Raw genomic sequence first — 24,818 nt, 5'->3', positions numbered from 1 at the left:
GGAGACTATCGTCATACCTTGCTCATTCGTTATTGCCCTATGAAATTCAAAAGAAACGAATCACTTAGACCATAGCCTTTATCGGACGATCCCCGTACCAACCAAGTAGACCTGCATCCGGATTCCTGTCATTTGGTGACCTCAATGACCATCGAAGTGCGACAATATCAACCCGCGGATAGACCCTTCATTGAAGAGATCATTATCAGTGCCGAAAATTTTGGAGAAATGTTTCTCGACCACGAGATGCAAATGATCGACATCAGCGAAAAATTCCCCGACTACATAGGAGTGATAGTGGCTGTTGACTCCGAGAACGAGGAGGTCATTGGATTTGCCACACTGCGTTTTGAATGGCGAACCCTCATCATAAACACAATAATCACGCACCACGAGCATCTACGTAAGGGCGTCGGCAGTGTCCTCATCAAGAAGATCATTGAGATGGGCGAGGCACACCCAAAGATCAATGTCGTCCAGGTCGATACTGGGGATTTCATGGTCTACGCTCAAAAGTTCTATCTCGCAAATGGCTTCAAAGTCTCCGGATATGCAACTCATTTCCTTGGATGGCATAATAATCAAATTATTTACACCCGGCCCCTCAAAAAAGTATCCGAATAAATTAGGTATCGAATTCGCTATAGCGATTTAGATATTCAAAAAAGAGAATATCATTACATACAAGCATTATGGCGCAATAATAGATGCGATAGATGTGTTTGAAAGAGCAAAAAAAAACAGTTGAATTATGAGATTCGATATTTTGACGGTGTAACCATCAAAAACAATGTTGATATATGCACACCCCCAGACGATAGTACATGAATGACCCAATTAATGCCGCCCTGTTGCAAGATGTCGAGGAGGCGGCAAAGGAGATCTTCAGGGATCGAAATGAAGTCGATGTCGTATACCTCTACGGCTCGGTCCTGACTTCACGAAAATTCAATGACATCGACATTGGGTTGTTGGTTGATGAAGAGTTCAGTCCTCACAGTCTGTATGAGGCCGAGATCATAATGGAGTTTGAGAAACGGCTCCGGGGGGAGTTCGACGTGCGAATTCTCAATGGACGGCCTGTGAGATTCCTATCTCAGGTGTTCAAAAAGTCACGAGTGATCTTCTGTAGAGATGAATGCCACAGAATCGCGTTCGAGAAACGAGTGATGATCGATTATTTTGATATAAAATACCATTATGACCTCTACGATTCATTGCGGAGAGAACGATATGCCAAACGAGACATTCCAATCAAAGATTGATATTATTGAAAGGAGTCTCAAATTTCTCGAAGAGTACGAACACATTGATCCTAAAGATTTTGTCAGCAGGTTCAAGGATGTACAGGCTGTAAAGTATACACTACTTGAAATTATGGAAGCCTGTATTAATATCGCTACACACATCATCTCGGAATATGGCTTGGAGCGCGGTGATTCGTATGCAGACATATTCCAAGTACTCGCCGGATCAAAAATCATCAACCAAAATCTCGGTGATCGACTCTCGGCTATGGCAAGATTCCGAAATCTGATCGTTCATGGATATTCGAAAATCGACAATGTACGTGTACTAAAACTAGTGCAAGAACGACTTGGTGATATCGTAGAATTTGTAAAACAGATACTTCAATTATGACCACGTTTGTAGTCCAAACATACGACATCCAAAAGCAGACACTTTATCATTCATATTACAATAACCTGCTAAACTCTAATGCTAAGATACAGACCATGTTCCGTCAGCATCTATCGCATATTTCAAGCCAGTCTGGGCAACGGAAGGTATTGGTGATACCTTACCAGTATTGTCGTATACCCAACCACCGGGTTGAAGCAATGCTTTCATTACAACTCTACGTTCAGTGTCTTTTTGATACCATCCGGCAAAAAGCTCGGTTTTACCCATTACACTATGACAATCAGAATAATAGAAATGTGCGGGAATATTGCTATGCCAGTCAAAACTTGTTGGATCAGCGATCGCATCTTGTTGATTATGTTGTTCAAAATCAACAAGTGATACTCGACCCCAGCCATAGGATCGTTCACCACCGAAGACAACACCAGCTAAAGTTGAATGAATCTCTTTCACACTCACCTTGTCAGAATCACAAAATATCGTTCCAACCAGATAGACGGGTTTGCCCTCCCGAGTCCAAGGCATGATATGCTCTATCTGATGTAGAGATCCCACCTCAGCGGTTCGTCCAGACAGTGCAGTACCAGCTCTTGCGTCAAGAAGCAAATACTCGATGGAACTCTTAGGCGAGTCGGGTTTCCGTGACTTGACGGATTTAATTGACAAGTGATGTGGAGTTGGATATAGCTTAGAATAGTCAATATTATGCGTCGGATATATTTCAAATGGGAACAAGGTTTCAAGCGAGTCCCACACCGATGATGGATTGGTAACATTACACTGAGGAATGGCTGGCCAAAAATAGGTTGTACGTAGGCCTTCAGAAACAATGTTAATAACTTCAGTATAGCTGGTTTTTACTCCCTCGGCTATACGGTCTCGTGTAAGCCTAGCTACAATGGCCCCCATTACCACACGTCCATGAACATACAAACGTGTTTCCATTAGATTACCAGTTCGCCGTTTACCAATATGCAATGGAGAATTCAACCTAAAAACTACTTTATACGGTGCCCACTTTGTCATTGCAATACCTCACGAAATACTCTTTGCACCATATCGCGTATAAATCAGGGTTAGCTCAAGAAAATCACGAACAAGAAACATAGTAGAAATATTGGTCAGAAGGTTTCGATAGAATGTCAAGCAATTCTCAGGATTTTCGCGGGTTATGTTTTTTATAGACAAAACTCTTGAAACGGACTCCCGTAGATGTTTTTCAATAATCATTGCTACATCTTTTTCTTTATCACCCCTAGAAAGAAGAAACAATTCCATCGCATAGATTCCCTGAGACTGTAGAACACCTAAAGTCTTGGTCACTACACGCCCAAGTAAGTCAACCAAACTTTTCTTTGATGATTGATCTTCGGATCGGACTTCAGCAATAATCTTCTGTGCAACACCTGCAGCCTCGTAATCAAGATTCAATACAGTCGATTTGTTCATACAGTTCCACCTCCAGTCCCAGATCCGGCTGTTTCTAGCATCCGAAGTCGTCCAAATCCTCGTCCACTCATTCCTCCAACACCCATAAATTCGGCTAGTCTAAGTCCACTTTTTACGATGTCTACTGGATTATCAGATGGTTTATTTTTTGATGCAGAATGGCGAAAGTTGTCTAAAACCAACTCAAAAGTCAATATGCAGGCACGAGGAATTGCCTCAACAGTAAAAAGTGCTCCACTCTCTGCAGCTCCTGTTTTAGGATCTATTGAAACAGAAGTACGGACATCTAGCCCACTGTTAACAACTTTTGAAAAGATTCCTTCATCAACAATGACAACCCGTTCGCGAATTATTTCAGGAATCAGATCATCAAAACTACCATTCCATGTATCGTCGCTTTTTGATACCATCAACCAGTTTAGATTTATCCGATCGTACGTTTTTAATTTGCCCAAAAAAATACCTTTGACAATTGATGAATTGTCCGCGATCAAATTGCTGGCTAAGCCACCCTCTCCGATAGTTTCTGGACTTGTCACCCATACTGGGCCCACCATACTATGCACCGGGAAAAGAAAGATGCGTGCATCTCCAATACTGATGACACCAGCTCGCGCATTACTACCATTAAGACTGCCAAAAGTATAACAAACGGGACAATCCGATTTGCCACATTGATAACGGCCTGCACACCTCGGCTTGCCATCTTTTGAATGTTTAATTGCAGCATAAGCACGTGCCACTCCGTTAAGTGTACTCCCAGGGATTTTTGGAAGCATAGTTCCCGGTTCGCGCACTATTGGATTGTCAACTCGTCCCAGACGCATCCCCCCAGTACCTATATGTACTGGATCAAGTGTTTCTAAATAGATTTTTTCTACTCTATAATGTTCAGAACTCATCCCTTCACCGCCGATTTTTTCTTCAGAATTTGCATGAATAGATGAACGGAATCTGTCACCAAGCCATCAACTAAATACTCGGCCCATCGATCAACCCAGACCGCTTTTAGCATATTTTCTAGTTCCCAAGGATATTTCCCACTTTTCTTACGCCATTCAGCATTTGAAAAAACATGCGTACTAAACTCTTTGAACGTGTCAATCTTTTCTGTGGATACATCATCATCATTAAGCCATCGCTCTCTTCGTTCTTCTACAAGATCCACAATCTGATATATCTGTGAATTAGATAGATGATTTCTCAGAACTTCCCAAATGTGGAAAAGTTGATCCCATCTTGAAAATACATAGGGATGACTCGTTGAATCCTTGCGTCGTCCATCCGAACCATAAGCAATAGAAAATCTTGACCCCGCAGTATCTAACCAAATAAAATCGATAGTTGATGGAGTAAAATAAACCGTCATACCTTGCTTCAAATGCTTGATGTGTATGAGCCAATCCATATGACCGTTGTTCCATGGATTCTCTGCCTTAAATAATAACTCTAACTTATCCTTATGCTTCTCAAAAACCGCATCGTTTTTGACAAATACAAAAGGATACCAAACGTCTTCAATGGTTTCTTTGATATAGCAAGGTACACACCATTCAATAACTTCCTTGTGATCCGTTGATTTTAAGACACACTGCCAATATACATCATCACACACGGAATTTGTCATGACATCATCAACCACAACCCAACTACTTGTAGGATATTGAATATCTGACATCCGCCTGCCAGCATCCAATATTGAACGCAATGGGGTATGCGAATCTGCAAAAACAATACCAAGTCGAAGCGGAAAACGATTTAACACACGATTCATTTCAGTATTATATTTTTTACGAATTGTTTCAACAATAGTAATTGCCTTATCGGCAGGAGCCAACATCATAAAAAGTGAAGGTGATGTAAAAATGTGAGACAATGGATAGTATGGGGAATATTTAATCAAAACCTCAAAATCCGACTTTTCTATTCTTACAAGTTCTTTACCCGGTTTACCATATTCCGTTGGTTCTTCAATACTTATCTCATCAACGCTTCGTAGGTATTCATCCAATGAACGCTTAATACCAAGCCTGTTTTTTAATGATTCGAGATTTTCAATTATTATAAGCTCACCTTTATTATTTTTCTCATCAATTGTATAAACTACAGGTATCTTTATTGTGTCAATTCGCAACACGTATGTATGTGAGTTCCCAAGGCCACAATTACATACAATATGAATTCTTCTACTTCGTTGAAGTATGACATTAGTTATTTCTGAATTTTCTGGAATAATACTACTAGAAGGAAAAATTTCTTGCCAAAACTGTAATGATGTTTCAAATACTCGCATTACGCGACTTGGAGAACTGGGACGGCAATCAAAATATGTGCTAATTGCTCTGCATCATCAACACTCTTTAGATCTCTATCAGTTAATTTTTTCAATAATGAAAAAGGAGTTTCAGTATGAAGGCGTGTGTCAATTAATTCTTTGGGAAACATTGGGATAGAACCCAGGGCTTCATTTTTATATGTCAAGAGCTGTTTAACGAGTTCATCCCAGTTTGTGCCTATTGCTGTAATAGGTGCCACAGATATTGTTTCTAGAACTCCTTGAGATACCCATGGATATATATCAAAGGACCCAACGATTAGCGATACGCGTCCATTTTTATCTGCGATTTCATCCATCCAAATAGTCCGTGATCGATCATTCAGCCAAGCTTGAGATCTACGATCCCGACGTGTTAAACACGAATCACACAAACCACGAGTCATAGGTTTACCTTGTGTCTGCACTCTTACTTGACAAGCAATACAAAGTGGTAAATTAGTAGAACCAGATTGCATTAACACTTGTGACATGATTTGTCTATTAACTTGTACGCTTAGCGATTCTTGATGATCATAAAGAGCACGACTTTTTTCCCCGGTAATATAATGAGGAATCGCTATTTCGTCATATAGAGATGAACTAAGTATTGTTTCAATCTCATCTCCAATAGTACCAGATCCACAAGAAAGGTTCTGAAATTCATCTTCACCAGCAATCACAACGAACATTGGACCATATTCATTCCTTAAAACCTCATATCCAATTGGATATGTCAATTCTAATAGATCCTTAATTTTATCAAGTGCTGTGTCAAGTTCTCTCTGACGTGCTTTAAGATCTGCAAGACTTGCTGCTTGAAATAAATAATCAAGTATATCAATACCCACTCGAAATAATCGCCATGATGTCATTTGATCTGCATATTCATCATCAGAACGATTCTTCAAATATGTATATGCAATTGCAGGTTTAAATAGTGAAACAGCAGAATGTGCCTGTGACCACAAATTTACATCGTTATTTGGAAATCTTGTTTCAGCAAGAACTGAAGTCATATGGGAATGGAAAAGTGAAGAGATTTCATGTTTAATCTCTGAAATTTTTTGAAAATCCCCGAGGTTGTCTTTTAAATCAGAAATTAACTGCTTTAATTGGGATATAAAATCAGGCATTGGATTCAGAATTGATTTCATGGCGGGTTTTGCAAGATGACCAAATACAGTATAAAGATAAATTGAAGTCACAACTCCACGTTTTGTCCCAAATAGTCCCTTTTCAATACCTGAGGATCTCCCATGACAATCGGACACATGAAGTAGAAATTTATATACATTATCGGGTAGATCATTTAGACGCCCCAAATTACGATCATGATAAACCACAAGATGTTTTAGACTAAGATTAGCAGTATCTATTGATAGATGCTTACTTATCGTGTCAGGCCATGAATCGGTAAATAACTCATTTAATTCTTGATCAGACGTGATCCATATAGGTAGGCGTCTTTTCTTTCTGCTAAAATCAACGTGGAATTTGTATATCATATGTAACCAGAAAATTATTTCTGCCGCAATAAAATAATTATTCAGTTTTCTTAAATCCGCTAAAGTTCGTTTAAATGTTCCGCTCATGAAAGACCCTCCCACATTTTATCGAATTTAGAACTATTTGCGAGTTCACTTAAACTACTGAAGGAAATAGGATCTTTCGTCTTGACTTGAACAATACCTTGTTCAATATCTTGAACTAACCCGTAACCACTGGTCACCTTTGCACCAATTCCTTCGGTCGTCAGCAAGTCAGATATTCCCTCAGCAATCGTGTGAAAATCATCGCGGATACAATTTGGACCGCCACCAAGATCTGGCCATGCAGGAATGTACAATAGACAGAAATCACCGCTTGTTCCTCGTGGAACGCACTCAAAATATATCGGTTTAGTACCTGCTGCTGTTAATGGATTGTGAGGATTAATTACTTCCATCCCGATCGTATTAAAAAAAGTCGGATAAAAGTACAATCTCCCTCGATAGTATATCCCTTGGTCTTCATCAAGGGAAAAAAATGATTTTAACCTTGTGAGGTATTCCTCTACTGCCTCAGGCATTTCTGAATACAAATACAGATTTTTGATGTCATCGTTAACGCCCTTTTCAATCCCAAACAGCCTAGACAATTGTATACGGTATGAGATGAACTCCTCTGCGCTCGCACACGATTCAAGCTTGTGAACAAGAACACTGCGCAATGCCCCTTTCCATTGGCTCGGTGCTATGTAAGGTACCTTGAATATCCACTCTTTCCTAACAGGATTATCTATCACATATAGGTCGGTATCATCTTTGCTCAAATACGGGCTGTCCAATTTAAATCTAAATGATATGAAGAAAGAACCTACTGGTAATAGAGTTAGATCTGGCACTTTTGTCAACAGACCCAAGGGTTGAAGGTAGTCTTTGATAGTATTCTTCAAAAATAGATTCATTTTTGTTTTAAGTATCTTGAGAAGTCCGGCCGAATCTCTATTTCCGACACGTGCATGATTTTTTCCGGATGTTAGCAGAAAGTGAGAGAGCAGTTCTACTCGAGTATATAGATTGGATATTTTATCAAGTATTGGAATGTCAGAACTTTTGTTAGCAAAATCTACAACTTGTTCAATGGCATCTTCAAAAATAACTTTCTGTGGTTTGAGCGGTTTGACTCTATCAATAAAGGATGATAACTCGGATGAAAATATCGCAGCTAACTCAATCAAACTATCAGCTCCCATGTAAATGAACAATTGAAAAATGTTCGAGAATCTGGTATATAGTTCCCACAAATTCTAGTATTCATTGGTTATCCCCCATAATTAGTCCCTTCAGCGTGTCAATAATTTTGGCAGAATCATTCATCTCGATGATTTCAAGATTATCATCATTATCGTGAACATTCAATGATTCACGCCAAAACGAATCACTTCTCAGTTTTGTAAGAAGTTCGTCTGATTTTTTGGCAGCCTCATCCTTTCTTAATTTCGGAGGATGCCAGAACCAACCCCGGATACTCCATAGATCAGATCCGTTCTGTCGGACTGCCCATCCGATAGCAATTTTACTGCGTTCTGCGTCATCATTACCAGCAGTCCCAAAAAAATCAGAGTCAGTAGAAGATAAACACTGCCAACTTGTTTTATAGCGAAGTATATCCTTAATTATTGCCGAAACAGGAGCAACACCTTTCTCATCAAATAATTTTTCTAGAAGGCTAAAGGTTGTTCTACAATTTCTATATCTACCTTGTTTCTTGGACGATGAGGTCAAAGAATCAAAGAGGCGCCACCAACTTTTACCTGTAATCTCCGAAGGGATTGTGAATTCATATTTAAAAAACGTCAGATTTTGTATATTCGGCAAATTGTCATAATCTTCGTCGGGCTCGGAAAAAACAGAATTTTGTCGTGAAGTTTCAATCCATTGTAATAGCAATGGCCAAAACAATTCTGGACTAAAATTAGCATGTGAATCGATATCGAATTGACCACAACCAAGTGTAGTCCTTGCACCAAGTGATCCAAATCGCTCTAGGAAATATAATAGTGCTACAACTGGAATAACAGACTGCTGAAACCCAGATATGGCAAGATTAAGTTTCCCAATATATCCTTTAGGAAAATACCAACCGTGACTATGACCATTAGGACATATTTGTAGACTCCTCCAAGGCGGATCATAATCCGTGACATCTAGATGAAGACGAAATTGGCGCTGTAAGCCAGTTGTACCAAATATTGCACATGACTGACAGGTCAATTCCTCAGGGTCTATACCCGCCTTTGAATCTACTATATGCCGTTCGTGATGATGACATGTTTCGATGTCCAAGCCGCGTAGTAATGCCTCAAACCACCAGCGCAAGCTTCCTATCAGTCCAGTCTGTCGAAGGAGATTTTTCCCAGACTTTTGACTTTGTGACTGGATGCCCCCAGTCCAAATTGGTGTTACTGCATGAATACTCAATTCATGTTTCATTAAAGGTACCTCGATAAATTGCGCGGCCCGAAAGTAATAGTATGACACCAGTTAGATATCGATCATCCATGAGAATTGTTTCATGCTAACTTCATCATCATTACCACGCTAGTGAATTTGTATTCGGTAGTAACTAATAAATCATTCGTCGATTATGTTGGTGAAAAGCCATATTGTCTACAAAATAATCGAAATTGAGTTTGAATAAGGAATATTATATTAAACGTATAATAGTGTATTTATCGTACTGTAGTATAAAAGTAATTTTGCTATCTATATCATATCAATGCAATATGTCAACTATATTAACTACTGATTTCATACCAATTTATTACCAATATTTCATATAACAAAGATTTATATCATAAGAATTTGATATATCACCTATTGAAAATAGATAAGTGATTAATTATGAGTACTAGCAGCACTAAAACTAATCCAAAACGAGAACGATTCATCCGTCTTGCAGAACAAAGAACTAACAAGGTACTTGCGGCACTTAGAATTCTTGGTAATTGCGCTAATAGATCACAGTACGAATATACAGAAAAAGATGTTTCGGAGATTTTCAAAGCAATTCGAAAAATGGTTTCGGAAACCGAGGCGTTGTTCAAACAAACAACTGCACGACGATTTAAATTACCTGGAAGTTGAAGGGGCCATGATCACAATAAATCCGAAAGACCTTTGCTTACGACTCGTTCAGGCAAAAAATGAACACGAAGTAATCACGATTCTTAAACAAGAGAATCTGTGGGATAATCCGGATGTGTGGAAACCATATGGTGATAATGAAAACAATTGGAGTACGATAAATAACCAACAAACACATGCAGAAGGAGCACTTGTTGAAAAAATTGTGAATGCTATTGATGCATTATTAATGCGTGACTGCCTTTTACGTGGAATTGATCCGTCAGATCCATTGCAAGCCCCTCAAAGTATTTCGGAAGCTGTTGAATCTTTTTTTGGAGTCCGTAGTGGCGCTATTGAATCACTTAATCGATCTAAACGGGCCGAGCTTGCTAGAGAGATTTATATTGTTGCTACTGGCAAGGCAAGTACCCAGGTACTTCCCTGTATTTCAATTATTGACAAAGGAGAGGGCCAATCACCTAACAAGTTTCAAGATACATTCATGTCTCTTCATAGAGGAAATAAAGCCCGCATACCATTTGTACAAGGTCGATACAATATGGGAGGTTCAGGAGTATTTACATTCTGTGGAGATCACTACATTCAACTCGTTGTGAGCCGTCGTCACCCAACAATTGCTGCATCTGAAGAGGAAACTGATCCATCAGTTCATCAGTGGGGTTTCACGATTACACGAGTATTTCTTCCTGAAGGGACAATGAAAAACCCTGTGATAAAATATCTTGCACCTGAAGGTAAGATTCTCCGATTCGATGCCGAAAGTCTCCCACTCTTACCTGGAAAATCTACTGGGAAAAAACCGCCTGAAGCGTATAAACAGCCGATTGAGTGGGGTACTTATATTAAATTATTTGATTATAAACTTTCCAGAGGATACAAAAGTATTATCAGAATAAACCTGTTTTACAGACTTTCACTTTTACTCCCTCGGTTAGCACTTCCAGTACGTCTTGTGGAAACTCGACCATATAAAACTGACAAGTTCGAAACGACACTTGCAGGACTGGAAATTCGTCTCAAGGATAATGCAGGTGAAGTAATAGAACAAGGCTTTCCAATTTCAGAATCATTTACCGTAGATGGAGAACCACTGACAGCATCAATCTATGTTTTCCAGAAAAGTGATACTGCAAAATCATATCGGTACAATGATGGCGTAGTGTTTGTTTTAGATGGACAAACGCAGGGGGTATTAAGCAAAACCCTTTTCAAAAGTGAAAAAGTCAATCTTGCATATATTGCCGATAGCCTGCTTGTTCTTGTAGACTGTTCGCGTATGAATAGATCAATCAGTAGCCTTCTATTTATGGCCTCACGTGATCGTCTGAAAGATATTGAGTTCAAGGACCATCTTCGTGAACGAATTATCGAAATACTTCGTGATAATCGTAGACTTCGTGAACTGAATCACGAACGGCGTAAACAACAAGTACAGAAACGAATCAAAGAAGCAAAACCACTTGAACTTGTCCTTAAGCGTATTACTAAACATTCACCGGGAGTCCTTCATCTTCTCAACCCAGGTCAGCGCATCAAGAATCCATTTGATCTTCGCTCCACAACAAGTGATCACCGAGAAGTATACCGGGGAAAACAGTGGCCGTCATTTTTCCGATTGGTAAGCGCATCAAAGAAACATGTACCACAAGGAAACAAGTTCCGTATGGAGTACGAAACTGACGCAGCTAACGACTATTTTGACAGAGCAGACTCTCCAGGGCAGTTCCACTTATCTGTAGACAATCCGGATATTGAAATCGACTATCACATCGGCCTATTAAATGGAACCGCAACACTCACAGTTCAGCTTCCGTCGGATATTCCCGAAGGCACAATTCTGTCGTTCACGTCGTTTGTTACTGATATCTTCCATTCGTTTCCTGAATCCGATGAGATCACTGCGACATCGCCGCCATTTACGGATACATTTACGATTATAGTAGATCCACCTCAACCGTCTGCCAGTGGGGGCCCTTCATCAAGGAGACAACCACGTAGTACCAAAATAGGGGACGGACGCCAAACACCAAAGGGTCTAGATATTCCACAAATCTTCTTTGTAACCCGAGAAGAATGGGATCAATATGGATGGGATAAATTTGATGCGTTAGAAGTACGACCCAACGGAGAACAAGGTATTGATTTTTTTGTCAACGCGGACAATGTATTTCTTCTACAGGAGATCAAACAGCGTTCAGATAAAGATCCCGAAGAGATCAGACAACAATTTGCATGGGGTCTAGTACTGTTAGGGCTATCGATTATTCAAGAGAAGGAAGCAATCCCCCAGCGTACACAAAACAAACAGAACCCATCATATAATGAAGAGGATCATTATGAACTCGCGGGACGTATAGCACGTACAGCTGCGCTTGTTGTTCTGGCACTGATCAACGACCTCTGATAAGTACAAGAAACAATAAAAATCATATTATATGGTGGCAGTCTGACATTATGCAATTATCCGTTGCACTGTGACACACAATAGCCTGTAATAGCAGGCTAAACCGAAAGCAGGGGGAGGTCAGTTTGAAACATGGAAACCATTGTGTTCCATCCACCTCTCAATATATCTCATAGCAGAAGTGGTGGTTTCAATTTCACTTGCATTTATTTTTCTTGAATACATGAGCGGATTCCGTCCATGTTTATTCCATATTCTTAATTGAGATTGGTCGCCGTGTCACTCGTTAGAACCAGGAGCTGTGTGAAAAGTCCATCTGGATGAAGCAAACAGGTCAGTTTAGATCCCGAAGATTATTGGATCCGTACATAAAATGGTAATCATACTTTTCATAATCACGGTTTTCCTGACTTTTCACACAGAGCCTTAGAACCAGAACCAGTTAAAGCATGAATTATATGGTCATAAGTTGTTTGAGATTCAATAGATGTATGAAAAGTTCACAACAATGGATCGATTTAGGTGAAATAGATCCTACGTAGTTACGAAACCGATAAGATCATAGTTCGAATCTTCCTAATACATTCGTGCTCTTCGACTTTTCACACAGAACCGGAGTAAAAGAACCTCATGGAGTTCATAATGACAGTTGAAAGAGACGGTCGTTTCCCAATAATGCGGAAATGAATGAGAGTATGGAACGGATCTTTAGTCACTTGAGTACTTGTTGTTAAATGAAGTAGAACGGTGGGTTGAACAAAACCGGGGCTGCCAAGAGTTCGACGAACACATGAAGACCGAGATAATCCATTGAGGAAATATAGTACAACATGAATCCTACTAATACCTTACAAAGGCATTCAGTAAATACTATGTAATTATGGGGGATAATTTTCTCTATTGCATTGCTTCAATTGAGTAGCCATTATTTTTTTAGCTGATGATACCAACTCGCCTGTATTTGTTTCTTTATTTTTGTTGATAAATTGTTTAATCTCAGTAAATTCACTACTTCGAGAATCCGTGATTATTTTTTTGAATATTTCTTCCCCTTTTTTGGTGAGTTGATAATCGTAGCGATCAATCCCGTCTGCTAGATGGAACTTGGTTTCTTTTAGAATCCCATACGATACAAGCAGTTCGATGTATTCAGCAAGCTCGTATGAATAAGGCCCATAGTAATATGGAATATATTCAAAAGAAAATGGAATATCTTGATTTTTCAATAAATAAACAATTTTCTGAAACCTAGTTCTACCTTCGATTACACCGTGCGTTCCAACTAGACAGATTAATCGTTCCATATCTGATGAATCACGCATTATTCCCACCCCTCAATAACTTCATGAGTTTCATTACGTATAGTTCTAATAATTTTTTCTTTTTCTGGAACATCGGGTTTCACATAAACGAATAACTCGTACTTTTGTTTGGACATTGCTTCTATAATTGGTGACATTTGCTCTAACTCTATTGGTTCACCATCGTCACTAATCTTATCGACTCTAATATTTTTGGGCGTTCTGCTTTTAATTATGTCATAGATCACATCATATTCCTCATTGTTACTTAATTTAATACTTAATTCTTCCGAAATTTCATCTGGTCCCGATTTGAGAACTGCTTTCATAAATTTAGAATCCGGTGAGATATCTTTTGTTAAATCGATTTTATGCACAACTTCAAAATATTTACGTGATTGAATCAATTCTGTTATTTTTTTGGTCGTGTCCTTTGATTCTAAAAGCATTTTCATTAGAATGGATTCATCTATATTCAGAAAGTTAATTGGATTTGCGAACATTGTCACTATTTTATCATCATTTTTGATTGCATAAAGCACTGCTTTTTCCAGCATCTTTTCTGCAATTCTTGTTTTTTGATCATAGTAAACCAAAATATACATACTCCGCCAAATTAAAATAAAATGCTCAGCTACTGTAATTGCTTTGGGTGAACTATCTAAACCAATTTGATATGCGGCTAAATTATCGTCAGTTCCTAGTATCCGAATATAGTCCATTAGGTAGTCTAAATCAAAACCATATTTAAGTCCAACATGATAACTGTCACGAAGAAGATAATCCATTTTATCTACATCTAATGGCCCATCAATTATCTCTCTAATATACTGGCAAGGGTTTCCTTTATCGAAACTCTTGGATATTATTTTACATACGCTTTCCCATGATATTGACTCATTTTCTAAAACGTCTTTGTACTTTTTTACAACTTCAACACTCAACTCGGTGTGATCCAGATGCAGTTCTTTTTTTGTAACATAATCCAATACATGTGAAAAAGGGCCATGTCCAACATCATGAAAAAATGCTGCTGCTTGTAATGCAGCTTTATTATTCTCTAAATTCTGCATTAATCGTTCTTGTTGTATTACAGATTTGCTTTTGACTAGTTTTGAACGTAATTTTTCAGCTAAATGCATTGTTCCAAGACAATGGGTGTAACGTGTATGCATTGCCCCTGGAAATCCGGTGAATGCCTTTAGTCCTAATTGTCGGATATTCATCATACGCCGTATTTCGGGCATACTTGTAATTGATGCAATCCATTCAGGTAAATATATTCTCCCGTGAACTGGATCTACCACAAAACCCATGTTTTCAGCAATTATATGTTCCTATAAAAAGTTACTTGAAACGTATTCTGCCCATTTATTTACTGGGTTATTGGTAAGAAATAGATGGTATTGAGCATCAACAAAAAATAACAGTTTAATCGTTCTCATCGCCATTGGTGAATTCCGAATGGGTGCACTTGTTTATGTTCATACATTTTACAATTTATGATAATCGAGGTTTTGTGTAAAAAGCCGTTGCTCTGAATGAATTCTACCAACTTGCATCACATGGTATATATTGGTCCTACACTCAGCGCACCAAATTTATCCAAGATTCGTTTATGGTTACGGACTTTTCACATAACTCATGAATAGGTTCATTCCTAAATAATTCGTTATAATTATTCTGCATCACACCATAACATTTTACGAAATTGAGTCAGAACACAATATAACATATCGCAAATTCATCCGCACGTTTTATGGAATTTTTACATACTAAAATCACAACTTTGTCGCAGTATTATTTGAACTCCTGTAGTTGTTCAGCACATTAGCATATTATTCATCAAGATCACAACTCGATTCTTGCGGTGATTTCATCGCCCATTTGGAAAGTGCCAACTAATTTTTCGATCTTGGCTCCTGTGAAGATATCCTTGGTTCTAAACCCATCATCAAGAACTCTGACAACTGCGTTTTCTACAGCCGAAGCTTCTCGACCCATATCGAAGCTGTATCTTAACATCAATGCGAGAGAGAGGATCTGTGCAATGGGATTTGCGATCCCTTTTCCTGCAATATCAGGAGCACTCCCCCCAGCAGGCTCGTAAAGACCAAACGTTCCGTTGCCCAAAGAAGCTGAAGGCAACATTCCCAGAGATCCACATAGTGCAGCAGACTCATCAGAGAGAATATCCCCAAACATATTGGAACACAATATTACATCAAAATGTGAGGGATTTCGGATTAATTGCATTGCTGCATTATCGACATACATATGTTCGAGTGTCACTTCCGGATAGTCACGGGCTACTTCTTCAACAACCTCACGCCACAACATTGAGGAAGCAAGTACATTTGCCTTATCTACAGAAGTCACGTATTTTCTTCTCTTTCTCGCAATTTGAAATGCCCTGTGAGCTATCCTCGTGATCTCTTTCCTTGCATAGATCATAGTGTCAAAAGCCAATTTATTATCATCTATCTCACGTACTCCTCGTGGACGACCAAAATAAATTCCACTTGTGAGTTCACGGACAATCATTATATCGAATCCAGTAGAGCACAACTGCGTGTTCAGCGGAGATCCTTTTCCAAGAGCCGAACTCATTACAGCAGGCCGAAGGTTACAAAACAGTTCGAACATTTTCCTCAAGGGCAATAATGATCCTCTCTCAGGCTGTTTTTCCGGAGGGAGCGTTGCCCATTTCGGACCACCAACGCTGCCAAAGAGAATTGCGTCCGCAGCCTTCGCGGTCTCAATGGTCTCTGGAGGTAGCGGTTCCCCAAAAGCATCTATTGCACAGCCACCCACAGGACATATCTTGTATGCAAATTCCACACCACTCAGGTCCTGCACTCTTTTCAACACCTTGAGGGCTTCATCCATGATCTCAGGACCAATACCATCCCCTGGCATCACTGCAATGAAATGTTTTGCATTCATAATACTCTCTCCCATGCAACAATATTCTTAGTAGCGCTTGTCTGCATAATTAACCCATCCCCCTTCCGCGACCAGGTCTTTCTCAAAGGGACTCAGCCTAAAAGGAAATGTTTCGCTGATAGAAGAAGTCTTGACTTGTACTTGCTCGCTCTGGAGATTAACATTAACAAACAATTCGTCATGTTCAGCTAATGAAAAAGATAGTTTCGATATCTTCATGACTCAACTCTATAGCTAACAATCCGCAATTGAACATATTTTGCCTAAAGATCCTAGAGAAGCTTTCTGCGATAACGGTATAGATCTCATTTACTTCAAGTGCCCAGACAGCATGTTCACGAGAAGAACCACATCCGAAATTCGCTTTAGATATAATCACACTGTACTGACTAAAATCAATGGGTTTAACGAGACCCTCCAAATCGAGATCTTCAAACAGGTATGGCCGTAAGGCGGATCTTGTGATCTCAGTGAGATACCTGGCAGGAATGATCTCGTCAGTGTTTATATCAGACCTATCAACGAGAAGGGTTTTTCCTGAGAATTTATTGTTCATTTCACATCGCCTTTACAGATATTTTCTTGGATCTGCAATCACGCCCTCTATTGCAGATGCGGCTGCTGTTGCAGGACTTGCAAGATGAACCATACCTCCCCGCCCCATTCGTCCGTTGAAATTGCGATTGGTTGTTGAAACACATACTTCGCCTTCGGCAAGCACGCCATTACTCATTCCAAGACAAGCCCCACACGTAGGATTCGTTACGCTGAATCCGGCGTCCATGAAGATTTTCAGTAAACCCTCCTCCATAGCCCGCGAGAAAATATCAACCGTTGCAGGAGACACGATTCCTCGAACAGAATCGGCAATTTGATGACCTCTTAGGATACTGGCTGCTACACGCAAATCTTCAATTCGGGCATTAGTGCAGCTTCCGATATACACCTGATCAATTGGAGTGCCTTTCAAATCCGTAACGGGTCTTACATGATCGGGGCTATATCCATACGTTACAAGGGGCTCTATCGATGGTGATTCAATGGTTATCTCCTTTTCATATTGACAATTCTCATCCGAGTACCATTTCTTGAAGTTATCAAGGGCGTCCGCCTTGTCACGGTACTCGTTGGATATGAATGGCCACAGATAGTCAACCGTTGTTTCATCGGGCAAACAGATGCCAGTTGTTGCACCTGCTTCTATGGCCATATTGCAAAGGGTCATTCGTGCCTCCATGCTCATATTTGTGACAGTGTCACCTGTATATTCGATGACACAATTTGTTGCCCCACCAGCTCCCAGAGTACTGACAACCTTCAAAGCAATATCTTTTGCATAGACCCCATTTGGAAGAGTACCAGTAATAATTACTTTTATTGATCGGGAGCTGTGTGAAAAGTCCACGGATATAGAGCGTTCAAGGCAGAATGAATCCTGAAGAGTTTCGGATCCGGAAGCAAAATGATGTTCACTCTTTTCATAATCCTCTATCACACAGACTTTTCACACAGAGCCTATTGATCGTGGCGGTTTAAGTGTACAGATTCCTTTAAGAATCCCAACCTCAAGATCAGTAGTGCCAACACCTACAGCAAAAGCCCCAAAGGCCCCATAAGTGCAGGTATGGGAGTCACCCATGATGATTGTCTGCCCAGGTCGTACAAATCCTTTTTCGGGAAACAGTGCGTGACAGATACCATTTCTGCCAACGTCGAAAAAGTCTGTGATCCCATGTCTACGAGCCCAGTCCCTGAGAATTTTATGTTGCAAAGCAGTCTTGCTATCTTTCGCCGGAGTGACATGATCAATAACTGCCTTTATTCGGGAGGGATCAAAGACTCTATCCTTCCCACGTTCCACCAAGTCTTCAATAGCAGGAGGGGTTGTGATCTCATGACAAAAGACCATGTCAGTCCGTAATACATATTCCCCTTCGACAGGTTCATCGACGACATGAGCAAGAAATATCTTCTCTGCGATTGTTTGCCCCATTTCATCTCCTCTAATCTAATATTCAATCCTCGACCTGTCTTTGAGAAAGGTATACCGATTTAGTGCGTTAATAAACGCCTTGGTGCTTGCTACAATTATGTCAGGGTGTAGTCCATGGCCCATAACTTCACGACCCTCGATCTCCAGCAATACTGTACAATCACCCTGCGCATCGGTCCCTCCAGTGAGAGCCCCTATTGTGAATCGTTTGAGTAGCGGTTCAATTCCCGTGAGTTCTTTTACAGCTTTAAAAGCAGCATCAACAGGTCCAACGCCCATAACCGCTGTTTTTCGCACAGTACCATTTATTCTCATTTCAAGGGTTGCTGTAGGAGCGGCAAAAGAACCAGAACCCACATTCATTTGGATATGTTCGAATCTTTTTGTCGGGCGATACACTTCATCGATGACAAGTGTCTCAATATCTTCATCAAAGACGGTTTTCTTCTTATCCGCAAGCGCTTTAAAGCGTTCAAACGCCTTTTCGAGTTCCTCCTCTGAGAGATTGAAGCCCAGAATCTTCAGGCGTTCTTTAAACGCGTGACGCCCTGAGTGTTTCCCCAGCACCAACTTGTTTCGAGAGAGACCTATGGATTCAGGCGTCGTAATTTCGTAGGTTGTTTTTTCCATTAATACACCGTGCTGGTGAATCCCGGCTTCATGGGCAAAGGCATTTTCTGACAATTGCTTTATTCGGCTGGACAGGAATACCAGTCAGATTTGAAAGAAGTTTTGAACTATTCATGATCTGTTCCGTAACTATCCCCGTTGTATACGGCAAAAGATCATTCCGTGTTCTGAGAGCCATTACAATCTCTTCGAGCGCACAATTTCCTGCTCTCTCACCTATACCATTTATTGTGCACTCCACCTGACGTGCACCTGCGGCAATTGCTGCCAAGGAGTTTGCAACAGCCATTCCTAAATCGTTATGACAATGAACAGAGATTACCGCTTCATCTATATTTGAAACATGCTCACGAAGATAAGTGACCAACCGCGAATATTCATCGGGCATGGTGTAACCAACAGTATCAGGAATATTTACAACACTTGCACCAGCATCTATTGCTGCTTCAACTACTTGAGCCAAAAAGGAAAGTTCCGTCCTTGTCGCATCTTCTGCTGAAAATTCAACATTAGAAGTATGCGATGCCGCATGTCGTACAGCTTCTCTTGTAGCAGCCAATACTTCCTCTTTACTCATCCTAAGCTTGTACTTCATATGAATATCACTTGTTGCAATAAAGGTATGAATCCGGCCACGATCACCAGCATGTCTAAGGGCATCCCATACTGTATCGATGTCCTTCTTGCTTGCCCTTGCAAGACCAGCAATTTCGCAATCTTTAATCTGTTTGGAGATTTCACTGACGGCTTCAAAATCACCTTTGGATGCAACTGGAAAACCCGCCTCTATAACATCTACACCAAGCCTTTCAAGTTGTTGTGCCATCCGAAGTTTTTCATCCTTTGTCATACTGGCCCCAGGCGACTGTTCTCCATCTCTTAAAGTCGTGTCAAAAATTGCAATTTGTTTTTTCTTTTTCACTCAAATGTCCCTCGTAGTTATGCACATTTTTGCTAACGCCGTGCTGCTTGAAAAAAATGTGACCATGACAACATTGCAACTATTAAAACGTAAATTCACAGGGCTGCTGATTGTAAATAGGATTGTTAAATATGTTAGAAGCGCTAAACGAACAGAACGAGATAACTCGTGTCAGAAATCAATTCTTGCTGGAACTAAAAGTTGCAGCCAGTCGTTCAGGAACAATAACCGTTGGATACCGAGGAGGAAGCGAACGTGTAGATGTATCCTACTCAAGAGATCTCGGCATATGGTGGTTATTTAACAAATATGACAATCGATACTGGACGGGTTTCGGACTCGAAGAGCCCGAGTGGGAATCCAAAATCTCCCACAATACTGTGTGTGAGATCAATATTCCGTACAAGCACACTAACCGGAGATCTCAAGGTATTATTGCAAAAGACGAAAAGGGAAGGTACTATGTGCTGCACCGAGGAGGAATCAGAGGTCGAGAACAGGGGATTTCTAAACAGAAATTCTTCAGCGAATATCGCGGAAAATTGGTAGACGTTCGAGATGAGGCGGGAATAGCAAACGCAGCTCTTGTCGGCGCAATCGGTGAACCGTCATTCCCCGCTCAAGTAGCAAATTTCGTTCAGGAGGTTTATCGTATCAAGCATACTAAAACAGGTACGAAACAACATGATCCAAGAAGGCACTCGTTCAGTCCGGAGTTCTCAGGCCAAAAGGAATATCCATTGTACTCAGACCAAGTGAGAGCTGACTGCAGTCATGGGTTCATTGTCAACACGTTGGCACAGGAATTGCTGAAGAGAGGGATAGAAACAGCCAACACCCAGCAAGTCGATCTATATATTCCATCTCCTGACAACGAACAGAATTTTGCAATAGTATTCGAAATCAAAACGACAACATCACCCTATAGCGTCTACGTTGCAATTGGCCAGCTACTATTTCATACAGCAAACGAAAAGAAAAGGCCTACACTTGTTGCGGTGTTTCCCAAAAATATTAGAAAATTCGATTTAGGAAAATTCTCTGAACTTGGAATTGAGTGTCTAACATACATTATGGATGGGAACTCGGTAGCGTTTGACGGGCAAACTCTCGGCAAGATTTGCGCGCTCATCCAATCGGCGGGGCAAACCGATGATTGAAGCAGATCCACCTTGTATGAATGTAAAACTATCCGTAATATGAAAATCATCACGAGATGGTTGAGTTTATGTTGGGTCACAAACGGTACTAAGATGCCACAGATAGAGGGGGCCTAAGGCGATCTATATCGTTAAAATACAAATCAGATATTTGAGCTAGAACACTTCGTAACGATAGACCGCCGTATCCACCTGCCAATTACTAAGACAACTAGACCATTCTGTACGGGTCAACAAAAGGTTTAATTTGGTCCTTAATAGGACAACAAATAGATGGGACGATTGGGATAAAACATGGGAAAGTTTTGTATTTTGTACAATTACTATTAGCATGATTAGCTAAAATAATTTATATGCTTTTGGATATTGTCTGACAAGACAATCCGTCCAGATCTGATTTTCAGGAGGACGGATTGTTCAAAGTATCATCTGGTGTACCTTGTAGGTATATTTATGAAAAAATAACAGCGAGGTTAGAAAAAGTTGGCAAACGCAAAAAAAGCAGGACAGATATTAATTATTATTATGCTGGTCTTGCCAATATTCTTTGTCACAGTTCAAGGCGTCAGCATCGCGCCGCGACAGGCAAGTTCAAGAAATATCCAACCGGATCCTGGTGAGGGCGGGGGCGGTGGTAGTAGCGGTGGTGGTGGAAGCACCCCAGACTATTTTGCAGCCCAAAGTAATACTTTGGACGGCCTGTATTTTCCGAAGGCCTCTGTTGCAAAATTAGAATTCGAGGTCAGATTGAGGTGGTTCTCCAAGATTCGGATTGATATCGCCCGTGTGAGGGATACCCATAGTCGATACTTGAAGATCTACATTGATGACAAAAAAATCAAGTCATACACAATTGACAGTAGCGGATTCCACAAGAGTGTTGGGATGGGCCTTAGAAGTGGCATTCACAGGCTAACACTGGCCATTAATTATGGTGGCTATTCACAATATGGCTGGAAGGTCACGCACATCTATGGTGAATCAGGAGCAAAAGTCTATTCTGTATACTTCCCAAAGGCATACCGATCCAAGCTGGTGTTTGACTTTCGTGCTGGCAAGAATACCCTACTGGATCTAATGATTGCCAGGGGAAGTGACAGCAGTCGTCGATTCTTTAGTGCCATGGTTGATGGCTCGACGGTCGTACCTGAATCAAACCGATATATTGTACCGTGGAGTAATACCAAGACGTTCGACCTTGGCGACTATTCACTTCACTCACATCACAAACTGACTCTTCAGATCAGAAGCGGGTCTGCATCTAAGACCGGATGGAAACTCAAATTGGCTCCCAATTCTGGTGATGGCATGCGACTCACTTATGGAGATGGTGTTGTAAGGAAGTGGGCAGTCATAGTCGGCATCAGCGATTACAGATACATAAGCGATCTCTCATATTGTGACGAGGATGCGACAGACTGGTACAACTACCTCCATAATGTGATGCATTACAACTACATCAGGGTCTACGGTGATGGCCACAGATCACACTATCCGATTTACAGCGGGCTTGCCACCGAGAGCAATGTCAAGGCGGGTCTCAATTGGCTCGCACATGCCGATGGTGACGATCAAGTTGCATTTATCACATCAGGACATGGCTCCGGCAACGGCAAGGGTAGCTCATATCTGTGTATGTGGGACTGTAAGAACTCGAATGGTAAGTTGTATGACACCGAGTTGGCCAGTATAGTCAAGACATGGGTCGCTGCAAAGACATTCATCTTTGTAGACCACTGTTACAGTGGTGGCCTGATCCCTGAGATTCGTGCTCTTGCCGGTAGCGCTCGTGTCTTTATGACAACGACCTGCACGGATCACGGCTATGGCTGGGACGATGGTACGCACCATAATGGCGCATGGACATATTACTTCTTAGAATATGGTCTCGTCAATCATTATGGTAGCAATCCTAACACTCTGATGGAGTCTTGCTTTAGCTACGCCAAATCACATTATCCACATACTGGTGCTGACACTCCACAGAAATTCGACGGCGACATATATCATGGATTTAGACTCTAAGTGAAACCAGCGGGCCATACGGCTCGCTCCTCTTTTTTCTCTCTCAGTTTCAACTTGGCAGTCATAGATTTTAAAATTATTCCCCCGCGAGAGTGAATACAAGATCATTCAACGCTATTTCTGCAAAAAATCATGTCCAGCACCTACTCGATATCTGCTCTAAAGCGAAGAAACAGCCAATTTACAGGAATCGGCGTGAAACCATCCACATCACAAAATATAATTGAAAATTAACAGCCGCATAGTAAAAAGTATGGGAAAATATGGGGCCGTCAGCAATTTTCAGATGATATTCAATAGGAGAGAGCAGCAAACGTAAATTCTCTAAAAGTCAACGTTAAAATATCAACCACAATAACAAATCATGTATGAAGAGTACGGTCAACAGTGCCTTATTAGAGCAAATCGAGGTAGTTGCAGAAGTCATTTTTGCACCTCGTGCTGAGGTCGATACAGTATATCTGTACGGTTCTGTTCTTAGCTCGACTCATTTCAATGATGTGGACATAGGAATATTACTTGATGAGGAATTCACACCCAATGCCCTATACGAAGTCGAGATCATAAGGGATTTTGAGAAGCAAATCAACCAAGACTTTGATGTGCGAATTCTCAATGGCCGACCAGTCAGATTCCTGTTTCAGGTAATTAGTAAATCACATGTGATCTTCTGTAGGAATGAACGCCACAGGATTATGTTTGAAAAACGGGTGATGATAGATTATTTTGACATTAAGTACTATTTTGATCGTTACGACATGATGAGGCGAGAGCGTTATGCAAGACGAGATTATCCAATCAAAAATTGACATTATTGAAAGGGACCTTAAGTTTCTTAGCGAATACAAACACATCAATCCCGAAGACTTTGTCAGTAAGTTTAAGGACACGCAGGCCGTAAAATACACACTGCTTGAAATTATGGAAGCCTGTATTGATATTGCGTCACATATCATCTCAAGCCAAGGCTTGGAACGTGGTGACTCATATGCAGACATGTTCCAAATAATAGCCAGAGCAAATATAATAGATGGCGGTCTCGCTGATCGACTCTCTGCAATGGCAAGATTTCGAAATCTGATCGTTCACGGCTATTCAAAAATTGACAATGTGCGTTTACTAAAACTGGTTCAAGAACGGCTCGGAGATATCTTAGAATTCGTGGAACAGATACTCTCGTTCTAGCACAGTGGAACAAATTATAAATTGTCTGAACAATTATCCGATTTTAGTAAAATTGCTATGCGTGGCCAAATCTATCCCTTCTCCGAGCTGAAGATATTTAATGTGTCACCTATTTTTAGAAATTGGCGGGAATAGAAATGCCATATACGCCATATCATTTTGGTCCCAGCCTCTTGCTCGGAATGCTTCTCTTCCCAGTCACAAATCTCAC

19 protein-coding genes and 4 pseudogenes are annotated in these 24,818 nt (G+C 40.6%); 9 read left to right on the top strand and 14 right to left on the bottom strand.

Going from position 1 to position 24,818, the window contains the following annotated elements; all coding sequences use genetic code 11:
• Window positions 1-144: 144 nt before the first annotated feature.
• The 3 genes from K9W43_12710 to K9W43_12700 all read left to right on the top strand — a co-directional run bounded on the left by K9W43_12710 (window position 145) and on the right by K9W43_12700 (window position 1,641).
• Window positions 145-624: a GNAT family N-acetyltransferase gene (locus K9W43_12710; GenBank protein ID MCF2138084.1), complete on the top strand. Its 480-nt coding sequence runs from the start codon at window positions 145-147 to the stop codon at window positions 622-624.
• A 200-nt stretch (window positions 625-824) separates the two neighbouring features.
• On the top strand, window positions 825-1,265 hold the full coding sequence (locus K9W43_12705; protein ID MCF2138083.1) for a nucleotidyltransferase domain-containing protein: 441 nt from the start codon (window positions 825-827) through the stop codon (window positions 1,263-1,265).
• Window positions 1,234-1,641 carry a DUF86 domain-containing protein gene (locus K9W43_12700; GenBank protein MCF2138082.1) on the top strand — a complete coding sequence of 136 codons (408 nt, stop codon included), beginning with the start codon at window positions 1,234-1,236 and terminating at the stop codon, window positions 1,639-1,641. The genes K9W43_12705 and K9W43_12700 overlap by 32 nt, the downstream gene beginning before the upstream one ends.
• Window positions 1,642-1,722: 81 nt before the next feature.
• Here the strand turns inward: K9W43_12700 and K9W43_12695 are convergent, their stop codons facing one another.
• The 7 genes from K9W43_12695 to cmr1 form a co-directional block, all read right to left on the bottom strand.
• Window positions 1,723-2,670, bottom strand: coding sequence for a hypothetical protein (locus tag K9W43_12695; GenBank protein ID MCF2138081.1), 948 nt, complete (start codon window positions 2,668-2,670; stop codon window positions 1,723-1,725).
• A gap of 9 nt (window positions 2,671-2,679) precedes the next feature.
• Entirely contained in the window at window positions 2,680-3,093 is a 414-nt protein-coding gene (locus K9W43_12690) for a hypothetical protein (GenBank protein ID MCF2138080.1), read from the bottom strand.
• Window positions 3,090-3,995: a type III-B CRISPR module RAMP protein Cmr4 gene (gene cmr4, locus K9W43_12685; protein MCF2138079.1), complete on the bottom strand. Its 906-nt coding sequence runs from the start codon at window positions 3,993-3,995 to the stop codon at window positions 3,090-3,092. The genes K9W43_12690 and cmr4 overlap by 4 nt, the downstream gene beginning before the upstream one ends.
• Window positions 3,992-5,386 (bottom strand): hypothetical protein, encoded by a 1,395-nt coding sequence (locus K9W43_12680; protein ID MCF2138078.1) that lies wholly within the window; start codon window positions 5,384-5,386, stop codon window positions 3,992-3,994. The genes cmr4 and K9W43_12680 overlap by 4 nt, the downstream gene beginning before the upstream one ends.
• Window positions 5,386-7,002, bottom strand: coding sequence for a hypothetical protein (locus K9W43_12675; GenBank protein ID MCF2138077.1), 1,617 nt, complete (start codon window positions 7,000-7,002; stop codon window positions 5,386-5,388). Before K9W43_12675 ends, K9W43_12680 begins: the two co-directional genes overlap by 1 nt.
• Complete coding sequence (locus K9W43_12670; protein ID MCF2138076.1) at window positions 6,999-8,144, bottom strand: hypothetical protein; 1,146 nt, start codon at window positions 8,142-8,144, stop codon at window positions 6,999-7,001. Before K9W43_12670 ends, K9W43_12675 begins: the two co-directional genes overlap by 4 nt.
• Before the next feature lie 61 nt (window positions 8,145-8,205).
• A complete protein-coding gene (cmr1, locus tag K9W43_12665) occupies window positions 8,206-9,384 on the bottom strand; it encodes a type III-B CRISPR module RAMP protein Cmr1 (protein ID MCF2138075.1) in 1,179 nt (392 codons plus the stop codon).
• 411 nt (window positions 9,385-9,795) lie between these two features.
• Here cmr1 and K9W43_12660 point away from each other — a divergent pair, with 411 nt between their 5' ends.
• Complete coding sequence (locus tag K9W43_12660) at window positions 9,796-10,038, top strand: hypothetical protein (GenBank protein MCF2138074.1); 243 nt, start codon at window positions 9,796-9,798, stop codon at window positions 10,036-10,038.
• 7 nt (window positions 10,039-10,045) lie between these two features.
• Window positions 10,046-12,445 (top strand): hypothetical protein, encoded by a 2,400-nt coding sequence (locus K9W43_12655; protein ID MCF2138073.1) that lies wholly within the window; start codon window positions 10,046-10,048, stop codon window positions 12,443-12,445.
• 878 nt (window positions 12,446-13,323) lie between these two features.
• Here the strand turns inward: K9W43_12655 and K9W43_12650 are convergent.
• The 7 genes and pseudogenes from K9W43_12650 to K9W43_12620 all read right to left on the bottom strand — a co-directional run bounded on the left by K9W43_12650 (window position 13,324) and on the right by K9W43_12620 (window position 20,237).
• Window positions 13,324-13,767, bottom strand: a complete 444-nt coding sequence (locus tag K9W43_12650) for a hypothetical protein (GenBank protein MCF2138072.1) — start codon at window positions 13,765-13,767, stop codon at window positions 13,324-13,326.
• Window positions 13,767-15,062 carry an HD domain-containing protein gene (locus tag K9W43_12645; GenBank protein MCF2138071.1) on the bottom strand — a complete coding sequence of 432 codons (1,296 nt, stop codon included), beginning with the start codon at window positions 15,060-15,062 and terminating at the stop codon, window positions 13,767-13,769. The genes K9W43_12650 and K9W43_12645 overlap by 1 nt, the downstream gene beginning before the upstream one ends.
• Before the next feature lie 535 nt (window positions 15,063-15,597).
• Window positions 15,598-16,692 (bottom strand): 3-isopropylmalate dehydrogenase, encoded by a 1,095-nt coding sequence (gene leuB / locus K9W43_12640; protein ID MCF2138070.1) that lies wholly within the window; start codon window positions 16,690-16,692, stop codon window positions 15,598-15,600.
• A gap of 27 nt (window positions 16,693-16,719) precedes the next feature.
• A pseudogene (locus K9W43_12635) lies at window positions 16,720-17,248 on the bottom strand (3-isopropylmalate dehydratase small subunit).
• Between the two features lie 12 nt (window positions 17,249-17,260).
• Window positions 17,261-18,076: pseudogene (locus tag K9W43_12630) on the bottom strand (3-isopropylmalate dehydratase).
• 132 nt (window positions 18,077-18,208) lie between these two features.
• Window positions 18,209-18,685 (bottom strand): annotated as a pseudogene (locus tag K9W43_12625) (3-isopropylmalate dehydratase).
• Window positions 18,686-18,700: 15 nt separating this feature from the next.
• A pseudogene (locus K9W43_12620) lies at window positions 18,701-20,237 on the bottom strand (2-isopropylmalate synthase).
• A gap of 185 nt (window positions 20,238-20,422) precedes the next feature.
• On the opposite strand from K9W43_12620, the gene K9W43_12615 reads away from it, so the two are divergent.
• The 4 genes from K9W43_12615 (at window position 20,423) to K9W43_12600 (ending at window position 24,607) form a co-directional block, all read left to right on the top strand.
• Window positions 20,423-21,397, top strand: a complete 975-nt coding sequence (locus K9W43_12615) for a hypothetical protein (protein MCF2138069.1) — start codon at window positions 20,423-20,425, stop codon at window positions 21,395-21,397.
• Window positions 21,398-21,880: 483 nt separating this feature from the next.
• Entirely contained in the window at window positions 21,881-23,422 is a 1,542-nt protein-coding gene (locus K9W43_12610; GenBank protein ID MCF2138068.1) for a caspase family protein, read from the top strand.
• Between the two features lie 368 nt (window positions 23,423-23,790).
• A complete protein-coding gene (locus K9W43_12605; GenBank protein MCF2138067.1) occupies window positions 23,791-24,231 on the top strand; it encodes a nucleotidyltransferase domain-containing protein in 441 nt (146 codons plus the stop codon).
• Window positions 24,200-24,607, top strand: coding sequence for a DUF86 domain-containing protein (locus K9W43_12600; GenBank protein MCF2138066.1), 408 nt, complete (start codon window positions 24,200-24,202; stop codon window positions 24,605-24,607). The genes K9W43_12605 and K9W43_12600 overlap by 32 nt, the downstream gene beginning before the upstream one ends.
• The last annotated feature ends 211 nt before the right edge of the window (window positions 24,608-24,818 follow it).

The organism is Candidatus Thorarchaeota archaeon (assembly GCA_021498125.1).
Classification (GTDB): domain Archaea; phylum Asgardarchaeota; class Thorarchaeia; order Thorarchaeales; family Thorarchaeaceae; genus B65-G9.
The sequence above is the reverse complement of the archived record's forward strand: the minus strand, read 5'-3'. Positions and strand labels throughout refer to the sequence as shown.